General features: G+C 36.3%; 15 protein-coding genes. 8 read left to right on the top strand and 7 right to left on the bottom strand.

Annotated elements, in window-relative coordinates; genetic code table 11:
• Positions 1-128: 128 nt before the first annotated feature.
• A complete protein-coding gene (gene mnmE, locus L1S34_RS13650; RefSeq protein WP_236364492.1) occupies positions 129-1532 on the bottom strand; it encodes a tRNA uridine-5-carboxymethylaminomethyl(34) synthesis GTPase MnmE in 1404 nt (467 codons plus the stop codon).
• A 168-nt stretch (positions 1533-1700) separates the two neighbouring features.
• Between mnmE and L1S34_RS13645 the strand changes: the two genes are divergently transcribed.
• A complete protein-coding gene (locus L1S34_RS13645) occupies positions 1701-2540 on the top strand; it encodes a universal stress protein (RefSeq protein WP_236364490.1) in 840 nt (279 codons plus the stop codon).
• 198 nt (positions 2541-2738) lie between these two features.
• Complete coding sequence (locus L1S34_RS13640; protein ID WP_236364489.1) at positions 2739-4511, top strand: MutS-related protein; 1773 nt, start codon at positions 2739-2741, stop codon at positions 4509-4511.
• Between the two features lie 184 nt (positions 4512-4695).
• Here the strand turns inward: L1S34_RS13640 and dnaN are convergent, their stop codons facing one another.
• From dnaN to L1S34_RS13615, 5 genes are all read right to left on the bottom strand, one after another.
• Entirely contained in the window at positions 4696-5814 is a 1119-nt protein-coding gene (gene dnaN / locus L1S34_RS13635; protein ID WP_166137668.1) for a DNA polymerase III subunit beta, read from the bottom strand.
• A 224-nt stretch (positions 5815-6038) separates the two neighbouring features.
• Positions 6039-7724 carry a gliding motility-associated ABC transporter substrate-binding protein GldG gene (gene gldG, locus L1S34_RS13630; RefSeq protein ID WP_236364487.1) on the bottom strand — a complete coding sequence of 562 codons (1686 nt, stop codon included), beginning with the start codon at positions 7722-7724 and terminating at the stop codon, positions 6039-6041.
• A complete protein-coding gene (gldF, locus tag L1S34_RS13625; protein WP_236364485.1) occupies positions 7724-8449 on the bottom strand; it encodes a gliding motility-associated ABC transporter permease subunit GldF in 726 nt (241 codons plus the stop codon). Before gldF ends, gldG begins: the two co-directional genes overlap by 1 nt.
• Before the next feature lie 66 nt (positions 8450-8515).
• The gene (locus L1S34_RS13620) at positions 8516-8812 is read right to left on the bottom strand and encodes a putative quinol monooxygenase (protein WP_236364483.1); all 297 of its coding nucleotides are present in this window, start codon (positions 8810-8812) and stop codon (positions 8516-8518) included.
• Between the two features lie 26 nt (positions 8813-8838).
• Positions 8839-9678, bottom strand: a complete 840-nt coding sequence (locus L1S34_RS13615) for an SAM hydrolase/SAM-dependent halogenase family protein (protein WP_236364481.1) — start codon at positions 9676-9678, stop codon at positions 8839-8841.
• Positions 9679-9834: 156 nt separating this feature from the next.
• Between L1S34_RS13615 and L1S34_RS13610 the strand changes: the two genes are divergently transcribed.
• The 5 genes from L1S34_RS13610 (at position 9835) to L1S34_RS13590 (ending at position 15713) form a co-directional block, all read left to right on the top strand.
• The gene (locus L1S34_RS13610) at positions 9835-10308 is read left to right on the top strand and encodes a hypothetical protein (protein WP_236364479.1); all 474 of its coding nucleotides are present in this window, start codon (positions 9835-9837) and stop codon (positions 10306-10308) included.
• A 21-nt stretch (positions 10309-10329) separates the two neighbouring features.
• Entirely contained in the window at positions 10330-11280 is a 951-nt protein-coding gene (locus L1S34_RS13605) for a PhoH family protein (protein WP_210791483.1), read from the top strand.
• Positions 11281-11434: 154 nt separating this feature from the next.
• On the top strand, positions 11435-12289 hold the full coding sequence (locus L1S34_RS13600) for a Cof-type HAD-IIB family hydrolase (protein WP_236364477.1): 855 nt from the start codon (positions 11435-11437) through the stop codon (positions 12287-12289).
• Between the two features lie 25 nt (positions 12290-12314).
• Positions 12315-14660: a S9 family peptidase gene (locus L1S34_RS13595; protein ID WP_236364475.1), complete on the top strand. Its 2346-nt coding sequence runs from the start codon at positions 12315-12317 to the stop codon at positions 14658-14660.
• A gap of 96 nt (positions 14661-14756) precedes the next feature.
• On the top strand, positions 14757-15713 hold the full coding sequence (locus L1S34_RS13590) for a phosphoribosylaminoimidazolesuccinocarboxamide synthase (RefSeq protein WP_166137642.1): 957 nt from the start codon (positions 14757-14759) through the stop codon (positions 15711-15713).
• A gap of 207 nt (positions 15714-15920) precedes the next feature.
• Here the strand turns inward: L1S34_RS13590 and L1S34_RS13585 are convergent, their stop codons facing one another.
• Entirely contained in the window at positions 15921-17009 is a 1089-nt protein-coding gene (locus L1S34_RS13585) for a M42 family metallopeptidase (RefSeq protein WP_236364473.1), read from the bottom strand.
• Positions 17010-17090: 81 nt separating this feature from the next.
• Here L1S34_RS13585 and L1S34_RS13580 point away from each other — a divergent pair, with 81 nt between their 5' ends.
• Entirely contained in the window at positions 17091-17762 is a 672-nt protein-coding gene (locus L1S34_RS13580) for a DUF4294 domain-containing protein (RefSeq protein WP_236364471.1), read from the top strand.
• Positions 17763-18072: the final 310 nt, after the last annotated feature.

Genomic DNA, 18072 nt, shown 5'->3' with positions numbered 1-18072 from the left:
GAGGTACAATTTAGGTACAAAATGATGCAAAAAATGCCAAAATCGAACAAAATACAAAAGTTGTAAAAATGAAAAAACCCTTTAAAATAAAGGGTTTAGTGTGTTTTGTTTTGTGTTTTTTTGTGGGGCTATTTGCCGATACAAAAATTAGCAAATATATTCCCCAGCAATTCATCATTTGTCACCTGGCCTGTAATCATCCCGAAATGGTATAATGCTTCCCGGATATCAAGCGCCATCAAGTCGCTAGAAAGGTTGGTTTCAAGGCCGTATTTTACTTTGCTAATTTCATCAAGAGCTTTTAATAAGGAATCATAATGACGGGTGTTGGTCACAATGGTTTCGTTATTGCGCAGCGCACCAGTGTTGACAAAGGAAAGCAATTGGTTTTTGAGTTCGTCCACCCCTTCTTTATTTTTGGCGCTTAAAAGTAGTATTTCTGGAATTTCTTTCTTGATATGCTCAATCTCATTATCAGAATATAAATCTTTTTTATTTCCAATAATAATTAAGGGCTTTAAGGGAAATTGGTTCTTAATTTTCTCAAATTCAATCTGAACCTCTTTGATATTTTCAGCATCAAGAGTTCCTCCTTTGGGGGTTAGGGGGCTCAAATACAAAACGACTTGCGCTTGTTCTATTTTCTCAAAAGTTTTTTGAATACCTATACTTTCAACGTAGTCTTTAGTTTCACGAATACCAGCTGTGTCAATAAATCTAAAACCAATGCCTCCAATGGTTAACTCGTCTTCGATGGTATCTCGAGTTGTGCCTGCAATGTCCGATACAATGGCGCGTTCTTCGTTGAGTAAAGCATTCAGGAGCGTCGATTTTCCTACGTTTGGTTCGCCCACAATAGCAACGGGAATTCCGTTTTTAATTACGTTACCCACCGCAAAGGAATCAATTAAACGTTTTAGGACAAACTCAATTCTATTCAACAATTCATGAAACTGGGTTCTGTCTGCAAACTCTACATCTTCTTCGGCAAAGTCTAATTCGAGTTCAATAAGCGAAGCAAAGTTTAAAAGTTCCTCTCTCAATTTGGCAATTTCATTAGAGAATCCACCACGCATTTGCTGCATCGCAATTTGATGGCTGGCTTCATTGTCTGACGAAATCAAATCGGCTACCGCTTCGGCTTGTGATAAATCGAGTTTTCCGTTCAAGAAAGCACGCAGGGTAAACTCACCTGCATCGGCCATTCGGCATCCTTTTCTAAGCAATAACTGAATAATTTGCTGCTGAATATAAGTTGAACCGTGACAAGAAATCTCTATGGTATTTTCGCCGGTATAGGAATTTGGTCCTTTAAAAACAGAAACCAATACTTCATCGAGCGTTTTGGAACCATCCACAATGTGACCTAAATGTAGGGTGTGGGTTTTTTGAGAGACTAAGTTTTTATTTTTTATCGATTTAAAAACACTATCAGCAATTGGAATAGCATCTTGACCAGAAATTCGTATTATAGCAATTGCTCCGGCGCCAGATGGTGTGGCAAGGGCAACGATGGAATCTTGAGCGATCATGTTGATTTATTTTTATACAAAAGTAACCAAAATTGGTGGGAGCGCAAGACAACTACTTTACTGAAAAATAATTTTAAAATAGTGATGCTATAATGATAAATGTCATACTTCTAGCGCAGGTAAGAGCCTACCTTTGTTACAACAACTAATCTCTTAACTTTAAATGTTATGAAAAAAATTCTTTTCCCTACCGATTTTTCTCCTGTTGCCACAAATGCTTTTGTACATGCGTTAGAATTTGCAAATAAAGTAAAAGCTGAAATCGTATTGTTGCACACCTTTGATGCGCCTAGTTTTGACAGTTCGATTTTTCCGCCCAATTATACCATTTTATACAACTCAGTCGAGTTGACTAATTTTGAACAGTTTAAGGATGAGGTTCCTAAATTGCGAGCTATTGCAGAAAAACTCAATTTGCAGCACATTATATTATCGCATAGATTGACTGAAGGTGATTTGACTTCTTGTATTTTTGATATTACTCAAGAGGAAGATATTGATTTTGTGGTCATGGGCACTAATGGAGTGCTAGGTTGGGACGATTTTTTTGCGGGCACCAATACGGCAAACATTATTACAAACGGAACTGTTCCCGTATTGTGCGTTCCTGGGGATGCTGAATACAGACCAATTCAACAAATTTGTTTTACTACTCGATTTAGAAAAAAAGACAAAAAAGCTTTAAAACAAGTTTTAGCTATAGCGCGCAAAACAGGAGCCAAAGTAAAATGTTTGTATGTAAAAACAGCTAGTTCAGATGTTACCAAAGATACGATTAAAGCGTGGGAAGATGAGTTTAGTGCCGACCCAGTAGAATTTCACGTTATGATTAGCGATGACGTTCAAGGTTCCATTTACGATTTTATTCAGCAAAAAGACATTGATATACTCACTTTGTTACATTACAAAAGAAGCTTTTTGGCAAGTATTTTTAATTTGAGTTTAACCCGAAAAATGGCAAATTACACCGATTTACCAATTTTAGCCATTCCTGCCGAGGTAGAGTAGAAAAGAGCTGTTTTGTGGCATAGTTGTAATTTTTTAACAGTTACTTGTAATGTTTTTCGAATTTGTAATTGTTTGATAACAAATGGAGGCTTTTAAGTTATGGTTATTTCGCGACTTGTAGTATGGCGGCGTCACTGTTTTTTTGAGAAAGGAGCGCTCCATGCAATTTCACTATATTTGCTTTTCAATTTTATTACTATGCAAATTTATAATTCAAAACACGCTCTTTTTACTGCCGAAGCACTCGTTTTTTCAAGAAAGCACAACACAATCAGTATAGGTAGATTATTGGTTGTTGTGCTTTTTTTTATGGGTATTTACTATTATAATCAAACAACAGACTCAATTTATGCCGTAGCAGCTGCAATTTCTTTCGTGCTATTTGTAATTTTAATGCGATTGCATACTACACTTGGCGTAAAAAGGAAATTGAATCAAGCGCTGATCGATATCAACAAGGATGAAATTGATTATTTAAACGGCAGCAGTATCCCTTTTAAAGATGGTGTCGCTCATAATGACTTTCAGCATCCGTATGCGTATGATTTGGATATTTTTGGAGCGCATTCGTTATTTCAAAATATTAATAGAACTGCTACACATATTGGAGAGAAAACCTTGGCGAATCGTTTGTTGGCTGCGGCAACTCCTCTAGAAATAGAGCAGAATCAAGAAGCCATTCAGGAATTAGCCTCAAAAATCGAATGGCGTCAAGAGTTTTTAGCCATAGCAAAAGTAGGAGACGATAGTGCAGCTAGTTACGAAAGTTTACTTCGTTGGAAATCATTCAATAGTGCACCGCTGCCACGTTGGATTGTAGTAATTATGTATGCTGCTCCCACCTTATTTGTGGGTTTGTTGTTAGTGTATGCTTTTACATCTAATGCTTATTATGCCACTCTTGCAGGCTACGTTTTTGTATTCAACTTAATTATTTTAGGTCGTGTTGTCAAACGAATTATGGCTGATGTTGCAACTTCAACCAAAATTGATGCGATTATTTTTCAATACAGTTTGCTAATGCAAAAGATAGAACAAGAGTCGTTTACATCCCAAAAATTAAAGCAATTACAACAACAGTTATCGAGTAACCAAAGTACAGCAAGCGCGCATTTAAAATACTTATCGGAATTGTTTTCTAGGATGGATAGCATCGGTAATTTTGTAACAGCTACTGTTTTTAATGGTACTTTTCTATTTAATTTACACGTATTTAGGCAGCTTTTGAATTGGAAAAATACGCATGGAACTGAACTTCCTAAATGGTTGCAAGTGATTGGCGAAATAGAGATGTTGAATAGTTTGGCTAATTTGAGCTATAACAATCCAGATTTTGTATTTCCGATGATTAACGATAAGTATCAAATTGATTTTAAAGATTTGAGTCATCCTTTACTAAATTCTCGAAGCAGAGTAACCAATGAGGTGTCTTTTCACCCACAGTCATTTTTAATTTTAACGGGCTCGAACATGTCGGGCAAAAGTACATTTTTACGTAGTTTGGGAGTTAATATGGTTTTGGCCGGAATTGGCGCTCCTGTTTGCGCTACTGCTGCCAATGTACATCCGTTACCAGTTTTGGTTTCGATGCGTTTATCAGATTCATTGGCAGATAGCGAATCGTACTTTTTTGCCGAAATTAAGCGCTTGAAGCAAATTATGGACGAGCTTGAATGTAAACCCGCATTTGTTTTATTAGACGAAATATTACGCGGAACCAACTCAGATGATAAACGAAATGGAACGATTGAAGTAGTAAAAAAAGCCATCGGTAAAAACGCCATCGGAGCCATTGCTACACATGATATCGAAGTGTGTTTGACTACTAATGATTATCCTAACGTTTTAACTAATAAATGTTTTGAGGTAGAGATTATTAATGATGAACTCCACTTTGATTACAAACTTCGTGATGGAATTTGTAAAAACAAAAGCGCTACTTTTTTAATGAAAAAAATGGGAGTGATTTAAAATAAATACAGAGTAAAAATCATTTAAGATACTAAAATACGTATCAATTTTTGAGGTAAAAAAATCTGGTGATAATGCTGATTTCAGCAAAAATTGATCAATAAAAAAACCGCTTTTCAAATCTGAATAGCGGTTTTTTTCAATATAAAAGTGGTTTGGTTAATAGCGTATTTTAATTGTAATCTTAGCTGTTTAGCATTACTGGCATTACGAGCATGGTAACGGTTTCACCTTCCTCTAATCCATCAACTGGAGTTAAAATTCCGGCTCTGTTTGGTAAAGACATTTCAAGCATAATCATATCCGATTGTAAGTTGGTCAACATCTCAGTTAAAAAACGAGAATTGTATCCTATTTGCATGTCATCACCTTGATAGTCACAAGTCAATCTTTCTTCAGCTTTGTTTGAATAGTCAATATCTTCTGCCGAAACGTTCAATTCAGCTCCAGCAATTTTCAAACGAATTTGGTGTGTAGTTTTGTTTGAAAAGATAGCCACACGACGTACTGAACTCAAAAACTGAGAACGGTCAATCATCAATTTATTTGGGTTTTCTTTCGGTATTACAGCTTCGTAATTTGGATATTTACCATCGATTAAACGACACATCAAAATGTAATTATCAAAAGAAAAAGTAGCATTCGAATCGTTATATTCAATTTTTACTTCAGCATCAGAACTTCCTAAAATATTTTTTAAAATAGTCAAAGGCTTTTTTGGCATGATAAAATCAGCTACCTGCGATGCGGTCACATCAGTACGAGCATATTTTACTAACTTGTGTGCATCAGTTGCAACAAAAGTTAATCCTTGTGGCGAAAACTGAAAAAACACTCCCGACATAACCGGACGCAAATCATCATTTCCAGCTGCAAAAATTGTTTTGCTAATTGCAGTAGCCAAAACATCAGCAGGAACTAAAGTAACAGATGGATCTTCTAATTGAACTGATTTAGGAAATTCTTCACCAGGTGCATACGCCAAAGCATACTTTCCGGAGTTAGAACTAATTTCGATAGTGCTATTTTCTTCAACAGTAAAAGTCAAGGGTTGCTCTGGAAATGTTTTTAAAATCTCTAGAAGCAATTTTGCTGGTACCGCAACGCTTCCTTTACTTTCGGAATCAATTGTCAATGATGCAGACATAGTAGTCTCTAAATCAGATGCAGAGACTGTCAAAACATTTTGGTCTAAATCAAATAAGAAATTATCTAAAATAGGTAAGGTATTGTTGCTGTTAATTACATTACCTAAAACTTGTAATTGTTTCAATAAGTACGAACTCGATACTATAAATTTCATCTGTTTTATTTTATTTTTAAAGCCTTTTCATCTATCAAAAAAGCAATAGGGTGTACAAATATATCGTAAACTATTCTAGTATGGAAACTTTTTTATTAACATATTTCTTTAAAAAAAAGCTTTTCAAACTCTTGTTCTTGCTGTGGCTATCACCGCCAAGCTATTGTTGGTTTTATTACTTAAAAAGTTGTTTGAATCAACTTAATAAGTCTTAGTATTTGATGCTAATTACTGTACGTTTTTTTACGAATGTAGGTAAATAACAGTCCAAAAACGAGCAATACCACAAGCGGCAATCCAATGGTGATTAACTGCGTTTGGGTATACGAAGCATATACTTTTTCTTTATCCAACAATGGCAACGTCAAGTCTTTGCTGCGAATGTTAATAAGTCCAGTATCGTCAAGTAAATAGTTTACACAATTGATCATGAAATCCTTGTTGTCATATACATTTCCAGAGCGTTGGTCAAAACCTAGTTCTACTGGTTGAAAATTTTTATCTAACTGATTTTTTACTAAATCGCCATCCGAGATCACTATCATTTTAGTTGGTTTTCCACTGCCTTTAAAGTTATTTTGATTAAATGGCAGTACTCTATTTTCATAAACCGAGTGAAAGTCTCCTTCTAAAAGTACCGCAATCGGTAGGTTTCCTTTATTCAAATATTCTTGTGGAACGCTGTTTTCGGCTACAATATTCAAGTTGACTTCGGCTGGTGTTCCTATTTTTTTCGAATAAGGTGATGATTGCAGTAAAACTGTTTTTTTGATGCCGTTTTTCAAAGTGTCGATCGGATTGGCAAAGTCAAATTTGATTCCGCCTAAATTTTTCACAATCGGATGCGTGCTCGTAGGATACACTTGCGGTGCGAATTTCCAATTGAATTCTTGGTATTGTGTAGCCGATCCTTGCTCGCCCGAAGCCAGTTTAATTGGACTTCCTTGCTCGTCTTTTATTAAATCAGGATTAATTCGGAAACCGTATTTAAAAAACATATCGTTTAATCCTAAATCACGAGGGTAGGCCAATGTAGCGCCAGCATCATTATACAAACTATCCATTTCTGCAACCACTTGATCTACCAACCACAAGGTTTTTCCGCCGTTCATGATAAATTGATCGAGAACTTGTTTTTCAGAGTCGGTAAAGGTTTCAGTTGGTTTAGCAATTACAGCCAAATCGTATTTTGTAAGTGCTTCTAAACTTGCAACGGGACTTTTGGCAACCGAGTCTAAAGTAAATGGTCCGATGTAATAGCTTTCGCGTACTTGCAATAAGAATTTTGCCATCAAAATGTCCTGCAACTCGCCATTTCCTTTAATTACAGCGATTTTCTTTTGCTTGGCTTTGATAATTTTATTCAAACCATCTGCAATTGAATATTCAAGGTGTTGTACAGAACCAATTACTTTTTGGGTAGTCGATGCGCCCATCATGTTTTTAAGCAAAGGAATATTAACCTCTTTGTTGTTGTAAACGGCAATTGCCCACGGAAAAACCATCGCTTGTGACTGTTTTCCTTTATCGTCAACGGTAATGTTGATTGGTGTGAGGCCTTTACGGTACAGCTCTTTTATTTTGTCCATACTGCTTTCCTCATTCTCCAAAGGATCAACAAATTCAAATACAATATTGCTGTTGTAGGCTTGAAATTCTTCTAAAAGTTGTTTGGTTTCTACCTGTAGTCTTTTGAATTCCGCAGGTAAATCGCCTTGCATATAGACTTTAATTGACAGCGGATTATCAACTTGTTTTATGATTCCCAAAGAGGTTCCGGATAAGGTGTAGCGTTGGTCTGCCGTTAAATCAAAACGCTGAAAAAACGAACGACTAAGTACATTGACAACAAGTACAATTGCTAAAACGAGTAGTACCGATTTGATGTTATTTTTTCTAAAAGATGTCATTACGATTTGAAAGATTTTAAATTAAAAACAGTAAACGAAAGGAATAGTACCGCAATGCTGCAAAAGTAGATGATGTCTCTGCTATCGAGTACACCGCGGCTCATACTTTTAAAATGATCTTGCATTCCTAACGAAGCTATAAACGAAGATCCGACAGGTAATATGGAGGAGAATCCTTCGAAACCAAAATAGAAAAAGAAGCATAAAAAAACTGCTACAATAAAAGCTACGATTTGATTATCAGATAAGGTAGAGGTGAAAATCCCAATGGCTGAATAGGCCGCAATTAGAAAAAACAACCCAAAATACGAACCTATTGTGCTGCCCATATCAATGTTTCCTTCGGGTAAACCCAATGATGAAATGCTAAAAACATAGATAAATGTGGGAACGATTGCCAAAATAATTAAAGCAATGGCGCCAATAAATTTTCCATTTACAATGCTCCAAACTGAAAGCGGTTTGGTTAGCAATAGTTCTAATGTCCCTTGTTTTCGCTCATCAGAAAAACTGCGCATGGTTACGGCCGGAATTAAGAAAATCAAAATCCAGGGTGCTAGCGTGAAAAAGGGTGTTAGATCAGCAAAACCGGTATTTAAGATATTATATTCTCCTTCAAAAACCCATAGAAATAGGCCGTTGATTATTAAAAAAATAGCGATTACTAAATAACCTATCGGTGAGCCGAAAAAGGATTTAATTTCACGTAAAATGATTGCTTTCATTTGATGTATTTAAAAATTGAAAAAAGTACAAATGTACCCTTGCTGTTCAACACTTAATAATTGATTTTATTGTAAAGAAGCTAGTTTATCAGCGCTCCAAGCCTCTGGTTTGTCATTAAAAAAAGCTTTTGTGTATGCCCAAACTTCCTTAAAAAGAGCTGAGTTTCGATAGTTTTCTAAATCAGCTTCGCTTTCCCAATAACTGTAGGTAAAAAAAATACTCGGGTTGCTTTTATCTTGATACAATTCTAAAAAACGATTGCCCGGTGAATTGCGTATTTTGTGTTTTACTTCTTCAAAGTTGCTTAAAAAAGCAGGAATATGCTCTTGATGAAAACTTAATTTTACGATGCGTACGAACATGAATTATATTTTACAGTTTTGGATTTTTATTTGTTTTCTGATTTAAATTGAATCGTAATAACGTCTCTGTAATTTAGTCCCAAAAGACTACTTGCTGAGCCCACTTTTGATGGATTACTTCTAAAAATGGCAATTTCTAAAAAACCAGCTTCGTTAAAAAGTGCTAATTTCTCTCCTTCGTATGATTTTATCGGGTACTTGTCAGAGTATGCCACTGCCGAATAATTGGTCAGGATGGTTTTTATGTTTTTAGTTTTTAAAACAATCTCGTAAGGTCTGCCTTTAGCAATTTCGATAAAATATTTTTTCGAGATATTGGTCACCACGTTGCCAAAATGATCAATATAAATTACGTGTCCTTTAATAGTGTTGCCAGAATCGGTTGTGGTCGCTTCAAAATTAGTCAAAGGTTTTATTTGATCTATTTCGCGACCAATTACACTCAAAGTTCCGCCTTTTGCTAAATGGCAAGCCACTTTTACAAACACATCCAAATCGGTGGCATCAGTAGGAAAACGATCATGTATATTGATTTGAACAATTTTTTGCGGAACAATTTTTTGCGATAATATGCTTAAAATACCATTATCGGCTGCAATAAAAAAGTGATCGTTCCATTGCATTACAATATGCTGATTCTCTTTATTACGCTCAATATCTACGCCAATAAGATGTACCGTTCCTTTCGGAAAACTACTGTACGAAGCCTCAATTATGTAACTGGCTTCTAATGTGTTGAATGGGTCAATATTGTGCGAAATATCAATAATTTTAGCCTCTCCAAATTCAGATAAAATTTTCCCTTTCAATGCACCCACAAAGTGATCTTTCAAGCCGTAATCGGATGTAAGGGTAATTATTGACATAATTTTTTTCTAACTATTACTGTTTTGTAATCTTAAATTTGCTTAAATTTGAGAGACGCAAAGCTAAAGTATTTTAAGCGTTATTTTAAATAGAATTTTCAATTTGAATCAGGTGTCGGTATGAAGCAAAAAGTTTTTTTTCTAGTCTTTTTATGTATGTGCTTAAAATCGTGGAGCCAAACCTTAGTTTACAGAGGAAGTGGGACTGTTACCAACCAAAAAAATACAGTGTTAACCCCAAATTTGGTGCGTATTGCACTGGCCGAAAATCCAGATTTGTTGAAGGAGTATAACATAGGGCGACGAAAGAAAACAGTGGGTAATACTATGTTGTTAGCTGGTCCAGTGCTTGTGGGTGTTGGCGCAATGGCATATGTTATATCTAATTTTGATTCAGGTATGAATCCTGGCTATGATGAACCTAGAAACACAGTGCCCAAAATCATGATGGGTACAGGTTTGGCAGCAATGCTTATTGCGATTCCAGTTAAAATTGGTTTTTCTAAAAAGATCAAAAATTCCATATCACAATACAATAATCGGCTAGGAACAACTTCTGAAACAAATAATAACAATTTGGAAATTGTTGGAAATACAAATGGCATAGGCTTGCGATTAACTTTAAATTAAAACAACTAAATAAACTATCATTTGAACGAACGAATTATCGAGCTCATAGACATCGCTCCAAAAGAGTTTTGGGGCGCTCAAGACACTCATCTTGAAACTATTAAAAAATATTATCCCAAGTTAAAAATTGTAGCTCGCGGCACAACTATCAAAGCTTTTGGTGAAAAAGAAGTTTTAGACGAATTTGAAAAACGTTTCGAGCGATTAATGCTCCACTTTACTCGGTACAATAATATAGATACAAATGTTATTGAGCGAGTTATAATGGGTGATGTACAAGAGGACCGAAAGTTTCAAGCGCAGGACAAGATTTTGGTTCACGGTGTAGGTGGTAAAATAATAAAAGCCATGACGCCCAATCAGCAATTACTTGTTGATACGCTCGAGAAAAACGATATGGTCTTTGCTGTAGGACCTGCTGGAACCGGAAAAACTTATACCGGAGTGGCTATGGCGGTAAAAGCTCTAAAAGAAAAACAGGTAAAAAGAATCATTTTGACTAGACCTGCTGTTGAAGCTGGCGAAAATCTCGGTTTTCTACCGGGTGATATGAAAGAAAAATTAGATCCTTACATGCAACCTTTGTATGATGCTTTGCGAGATATGTTACCCAATGAAAAATTAGAAGATTATATTCTGAAGGGAATTATTCAAATTGCGCCTTTGGCCTTCATGCGTGGTCGTACACTTGACAACGCCTTTGTTATTCTTGACGAGGCGCAAAACACTACGCATTCGCAAATGAAAATGTTTCTGACTCGAATGGGTAAAAGTGCCAAGTTCATGATTACAGGTGATCCGGGTCAAGTCGATTTACCTCGCCGAACAATTTCAGGATTGAAAGAAGCACTTTTGGTTCTTAAAGACATTGACGGAATCGGAATTATTTACTTAGATGATAAAGATATTGTACGCCACCGTTTGGTTAAAAAAGTAATCGATGCCTATAAAATGATCGAGAACAACGATTAATTTTTTGGCAGATATTATTGTTGTAAAAAAGCGTTTTTGATTCAAAGTGGAATCAAAAACGCTTTTTAAATTTTAATAGTTTTCAATATTCCAATTTAAATTCGTCAATAAAAGCCGTTGCAATCTTTTTATTTCTATGAAAAATGCAATAAATTTGAAAAGAATAAAAACTTCTTTTTTACTAATGGGTTTACAACACAATATAAAAGTCGTGGTCACAGATCTCGATGGTACGTTATTAAATGAGCACCACCAAATTGCACCCTACACCAAGAGTGTTTTTCAAGAGCTATATCGCCAAAATTTTTTAATTATCATAGCAACAGGACGCCATCATTTAGATGCACTGCCCATCGTGTCCAAACTTGAATTGCCTTTTTATTTGGTTACCTCAAACGGAGCACGAATTCATGCACCTAATCAAGAACTAATTTTTTCAATTAATATGCCAAGTGAGTCCGTTCAATCGCTTCTCTCAGCAGCAGTTGATCCTGAAATTACTACGGTGCTCTTTCGAGAAAAAGTATGGTTGACAAATAAGCACAACGATCAACTAAATGCTTTTCAGCCAGAGGTTCATTACCATCCTGAACTAGTTGATTTTGCAACTCTTGAGGATTTTACGGCTATTAAAGTATTTTTTACCCATCACAAACACAGCAAGCTTTTAGAATTGCGGCAACAAATTTTAGAACAGCACGAAGGGCGTTTCAGTCATGCCTTTAGTTTGCCGTATTGCTTAGAGTTTATGGAGAAATCGGTAGATAAAAAGACAGCAATTGACAAAATCCTAGAATTAGAGAACTTGAAATTCGAAAATGTAATTGCGTTTGGCGACGGATACAATGATGAACAAATGTTATACGCTGCTGCTCAAGGAAAAATTATGAGCAATGCACCTGAAAGCCTTCAAGCCAAATTGGCTCATTTAGAAGTAATAGGAGATAATGTTCAAGAAAGTGTAGCAAAACATTTAAAAGAGCATATATTACTTCCAGTTACTAATTAAAAAACTAAACTAAAAAAAACGAACTATGATAAACAAAAATATACTACTTCTTTTTGGATTGCTTTACTTTTCGTCCATGCAAGGGCAAAAGCTTAAAATGGTAGAAATTATGAAAGGTAATGGCTTTATTGGTGTTTCGCCAGAAAGCGAACGTTGGTCTGTTGATGGGCAACAAGTATTCTTTGAATGGAATCCCAATAACGAATTGGGAACTTCTACTTATTTCTGGAAAAAAGGAATGACTAAACCCGAATTAGCAACAGCAGCCCAAGCTGGTTTTTCCCGACTTGATTTAAAAAAAGCGACCAACTCTGATTTACATTATTATTTAGACAAAGGGCGCTTGTTTTCGTACGATGCAAAATCGAAAACAACTAAGAAGCTAGTTCAAATGAGCACACCAATTGCAAACTTACAATTGGGTTCTGAGTCGGCCGTTTTGTTTTTCAGACAAGGAGATAATATTTTTCAATACAATCAAAAAGAAGGCTCTGTGGTGCAATTGACCAATTTCCGCAAAGGAAGAGGCGAGGAGCAAGCAACAGAAAAAGAATCGTTCTTGAAAAAACAACAAACGGAGTTGTTTCAGTTTGTTAAAGATCAAGAGGCGTTGAAAAAATGGAACGCAGCCAAAGCAACAAAATCGGATTTTGCAAAACCTTATTTTTACGAAAAAAATACTTTAGGAAGTTTAAAAGCGCACCCAAAAGGAACTTACGCTACTTTTCGATTAGTGGAAGATGCGGAGCGCAAGTCGGAAAAGATGGAGGTTTTTATTACCGATGATGGATATAACGATATCGAAAACACAAAAGAAAAAGTATCCACGGCTAATTTTGTGAATACCAAATTCGGAATTTACAACGTGGCCAAGGATTCCGTTTACTTTGTTAATTTTTCAAAATTAAGTCACATTCAAGATGTGCCTAAATATTTGGCTGATTATCCTGCTACAAAACCTTCTGATAAAAAGGATAAATTAATCGTGGTACAAGAACCCGTTTACAATGACGAAGGAACTTTTGCGGTATGTGACATTCGCAGCCAAGACAACAAAGACCGTTGGATTGTAAGTTTGAATTTAGAAAACGGAACTTTTGAAGAAATAGAACACCAACATGACGAAGCTTGGATAGGAGGACCTGGAATTCCTTCGAACGCATTTGGCAGAGGAACATTGGGTTTTTTAGCAGATAATGAAACTATTTATTTTCAATCAGAAGCGACAGGTTATTCGCATTTGTACACTTATAATCTAAAAAGTAAAAATAAAACACAACTCACAAAAGGCAACTGGGAAGTTCGTTCTGCATTGTTAGCCAAAGACGAAAAGACTTTTTATTTGACTACTACAACAACACATCCTGGAAACAGAAGTTTTTACAAATTAGATTCGAATAAACCAGTTTTACAGCCAATTTTGGTAAAAGATGGAGCGCACGAAGTATCACTTTCTCCTGACGAAAGTACTTTGTTGGTTCGTTATTCCTTCAAAAATAAACCTTGGGAACTTTTTGTCGGACCAAATACTGCCAATCCAAAGTTGCAACAAATTACAAATTCTACAACATCAGCTTTCAACGGATACGCATGGCGCGAACCGGAAGTGATCACGATTACAGCACAAGATGGAACTCCTGTAAATGCTCGTTTGTACAAACCGGAGGTTGCAAATGCAAACAAAGCAGCGGTTATATTCGTTCACGGCGCAGGATATTTGCAGAACGCACACAATTTTTGGAGTACGTACCACAGAGAATATATGTTTCATAACCTTTTGGTCGATTTAGGATACACAGTTCTTGATGTAGATTACAGAGGTAGCGATGGCTACGGACGCGATTTCAGGACTGCAATTTACCGTTTTATGGGAGGTAAAGATTTAACAGATCAAATTGATGGTAAAAAATACTTGGTAAACAATTTAGGTGTTGATCCAGCTCGAGTAGGAATCTACGGAGGTTCATACGGAGGATTTATTACATTAATGGGAATGCTTACTACTCCTGGCGAATTTGCATCGGGTGCAGCATTGCGCTCAGTTACAGATTGGGCACACTACAACCACGGTTACACGGGTAATATTTTAAATTTCCCTGAAACGGATCCAGAAGCGTACAAAAAAAGTTCGCCAATTTATTTTGCAGATAATTTAAAAGGCGATTTGCTCATGCTTCACGGTATGGTAGATGATAATGTGGAGTACAAAGATATTGTACGTTTGTCACAACGTTTCATTGAATTAGGAAAGAAAAAATGGAGTTTGGCCAGTTTTCCAGTTGAAGCACACGGATTCAAGGAAACCTATTCATGGGTTGATGAATACAGCCGAATTCTAGATTTGTTCAACACTACTTTACTCAAAAAATAAATCAAAGCAAGTAGTAAAGCTTCCGAGTTTTTCTTTGCGAAACTCTTTGAAATAGTTTTAAATTTGCATCCATAAAAACAACACACAACAAACACAATGAGCAACACAATTACAACTACTGATTTTAATTTTCCCAACCAAAAATCGGTGTATCGCGGAAAAGTAAGAGAGGTGTACAACATCAATGACGATCTTTTGGTTATGGTAGCTACAGATAGGCTTTCGGCTTTTGATGTGGTTTTACCAAAAGGAATTCCGTATAAAGGTCAAATTCTAAATCAAATTGCTACCAAATTTATGGAGCTTACTCAGGATATTGTTCCTAATTGGTTAATTGCAACTCCTGATCCTAATGTAGCAGTAGGTCATTTATGTGAGCCTTTTAAAGTAGAAATGGTAATTCGTGGTTATTTGTCTGGTCATGCAGCACGAGAATATGCTCTTGGCAAAAGAGAACTTTGCGGCGTAGCTATGCCAGAGGGTCTGAAAGAAAACGATCGTTTTCCGGAACCAATTATTACACCAACTACAAAAGCGGATAATGGAGAACATGATGCCGACATTTCTCGCGAAGCAATTTTGTCAAAAGGAATTGTAACTGAAGCCGATTATGTGGTTTTAGAAAAATATACGCGTGCTTTGTACCAAAGAGGAACTGAAATTGCAGCGAGTCGCGGATTGATTTTGGTAGACACCAAATACGAATTCGGGAAAACAAAAGATGGAATTATTGTTTTAATTGACGAAATTCATACGCCTGATTCTTCTCGTTATTTCTATGCTGATGGATACCAAGAGCGCCAAGACAACGGACAAGAGCAAAAACAATTATCAAAAGAATTTGTTCGTCGTTGGTTGATCGAAAATGGTTTTCAAGGTCAGGAAGGACAACAAATTCCGGAAATGACAGACGAATATATTGAAACAGTATCTGAACGTTACATTGAATTGTATGAGAATATTTTGGGTGAAAAATTCGTCAAAGCAGATATTACACAAATTGATGCACGTATAGCAAAAAATGTAAACGAATATTTATCAGCAAAGAGCTAAATCCTATTTTGTACTAAATATCAAAACGCCATTCAAAACTAAAATTTTGAATGGCGTTTTTTAGTAACGTATCTTTTGAGTTGTACAGAAAAAAAACTAAGTTCTGTATTGAATTCCGGTTTGCTAGCCCCGATAAAAGCGGCATCCTTTTGCTGGCTTCTTTAGCCAGGAAAAGATACAGCGGATAGCGGGATGAGCTCCTAAAAATTATTTGAAGTAAGAAAAAGTATCTTCGTTCTCTAGTTTTAGTAATGTTTCGTAAATCAATTTGATTACATTTTCAACGTCGTCACGGTGCACCATCTCTACAGTGGTATGCATATATCGCAATGGTAATGAAATCAACGCCGATGCAACGCCGCCATTACTGTATGCAAAAGCATCGGTATCAGTACCTGTTACTCGTGACGAAGCCAATCGTTGAAAAGGAATTTCTTTCTCAACTGCAGTGTCTAAAATCAGTTCTCTCAAATTGTTTTGAACTGCGGGAGCATAGGTCACAACGGGACCTTTTCCTATTTTGGTGTCTCCTTCAATTTTTTTGTCAATCATAGGAGTAGTTGAGTCGTGACATACATCAGTTACGATGGCTACATTTGGTCTGATAGTTTTGGTAATCATTTCGGCACCGCGCAAGCCTACTTCTTCTTGCACCGAGTTGGTAATGTACAAACCAAACGGAAGCTTGATGTTGTTTTCATGCAACAAGCGCGCTACTTCGGCAATCATAAAACCACCCATACGGTTGTCAATAGCTCTACACACAAATTTGTTGCCGTTCAAAACTGTAAAAGTATCAGGATAGGTGATCACGCAGCCTACATGTACTCCTAAAGCTTCTACTTCAGCTTTGGTTTCGCAACCACAATCAATGAAAATATTGGTTAGTTTAGGAACTTCTTCCTTATCTCTCATACGTGTATGAATCGCTGGCCAACCAAAAACTCCTTTTACGATACCGTTTTTAGTATGAATGTTAACGCGTTTCGATGGGGCAATTTGATGGTCTGATCCACCATTTCGAATCACATAGATTAATCCATCCTCAGTTATGTAATTTACATACCATGAAATTTCATCTGCATGTCCTTCAATAACTACTTTATAAGGTGCGTCCGGATTGATGATTCCCACGGCCGTTCCGTAGGTGTCAGTAATAAAGGTATCCACATAAGGTTTTAAATAATCCATCCAAATGCGTTGCCCGCTGCTTTCGTATCCTGTAGGCGAAGCATTGTTTAAGTATTGTTCTAAAAAGGTCAAAGACGACTCCTTTAATATAGATGTAGTGCTCATAAAATTATTTTTTTGCTAAATTATAAATTTGGCACTACACTTGCAGATATAATGCATAATTTTGATTTGAAATTTTTACCCATGAAACAAGTTTTTTTCCTCTTATTCTTTTTAATTGGTCTAGTGCCTGCTTTTAGTCAAGTGACACCAAAAGATACTACTCAAATCGGCTATGAGTTAGATGATGATTTTAATCCCAATGATACCATTCAACTTCCAGAAATCATTGTCTCGAAAGAGAAACTAGATCCCGAGGCAAAAAAACAGTTTTTACTCCTGCAAAATAGAGTGCTAAAAACTTATCCGTATGCTAAGTTGGCTTCGGAACGTTTGACTAACCTTAATATAGGAATGGCAAATTTAAAGACCAGTAAGGAAAAGAAAAAGTATTTCAAGATAGTAGAGACCTATTTAACCAATGAGTTCGAGGCCAAGCTCAAAAAACTATCTCGCAAACAAGGGCAGATTTTAGTCAAATTGATCCACCGCCAAACAGGGAATACAACCTATGAACTGGTCAAAAACCTTAAAAGTGGTTGGAAAGCCTTTTGGTCTAACACCGCTGCGAGTTTATTCGATATCAATCTCAAGACCAAATACCAACCGTACACGGTTAATGAGGATTTTTTAATAGAGACAATATTGATGCGCGCTTTCGAATCGGGCCGATTACAAAATCAAAAACCTGCACAGCCTGTAGATTTTGATAATCTTAATGAATCCTGGATAAACAAAGCTGCTAAGGCACAGTAGGGCGTTCCGCCCTTCTTGCTTTTGCCTTTTGGTTTGGCAAGATCAAGAAAGGCGTCGGGCTATTCGCTACAAGTCCTCGCCACTCCCTCAAGAAGGTCGTGCCTGTGGGCTTTGCGCTGCTATCCCTAACGCGAGCTTCACGTATGATAGACGAATTTTTCAATAGCTACATATATATAGACGAAAACAAAACTATAGTGAAGACTATATAAAGAAGACCAACTACAAAATCACTGCCTAATTCCCCCATCAAACCCGCAAAATGACTCCAACGATCGTAGCCATCAAAAAAACTTCGTATCTAACCTTA

This window comes from Flavobacterium sp. K77 (assembly GCF_021608205.1).
GTDB classification, from domain to species: domain Bacteria; phylum Bacteroidota; class Bacteroidia; order Flavobacteriales; family Flavobacteriaceae; genus Flavobacterium; species Flavobacterium turcicum.
This window is presented reverse-complemented; position numbering and strand designations above follow the sequence as displayed.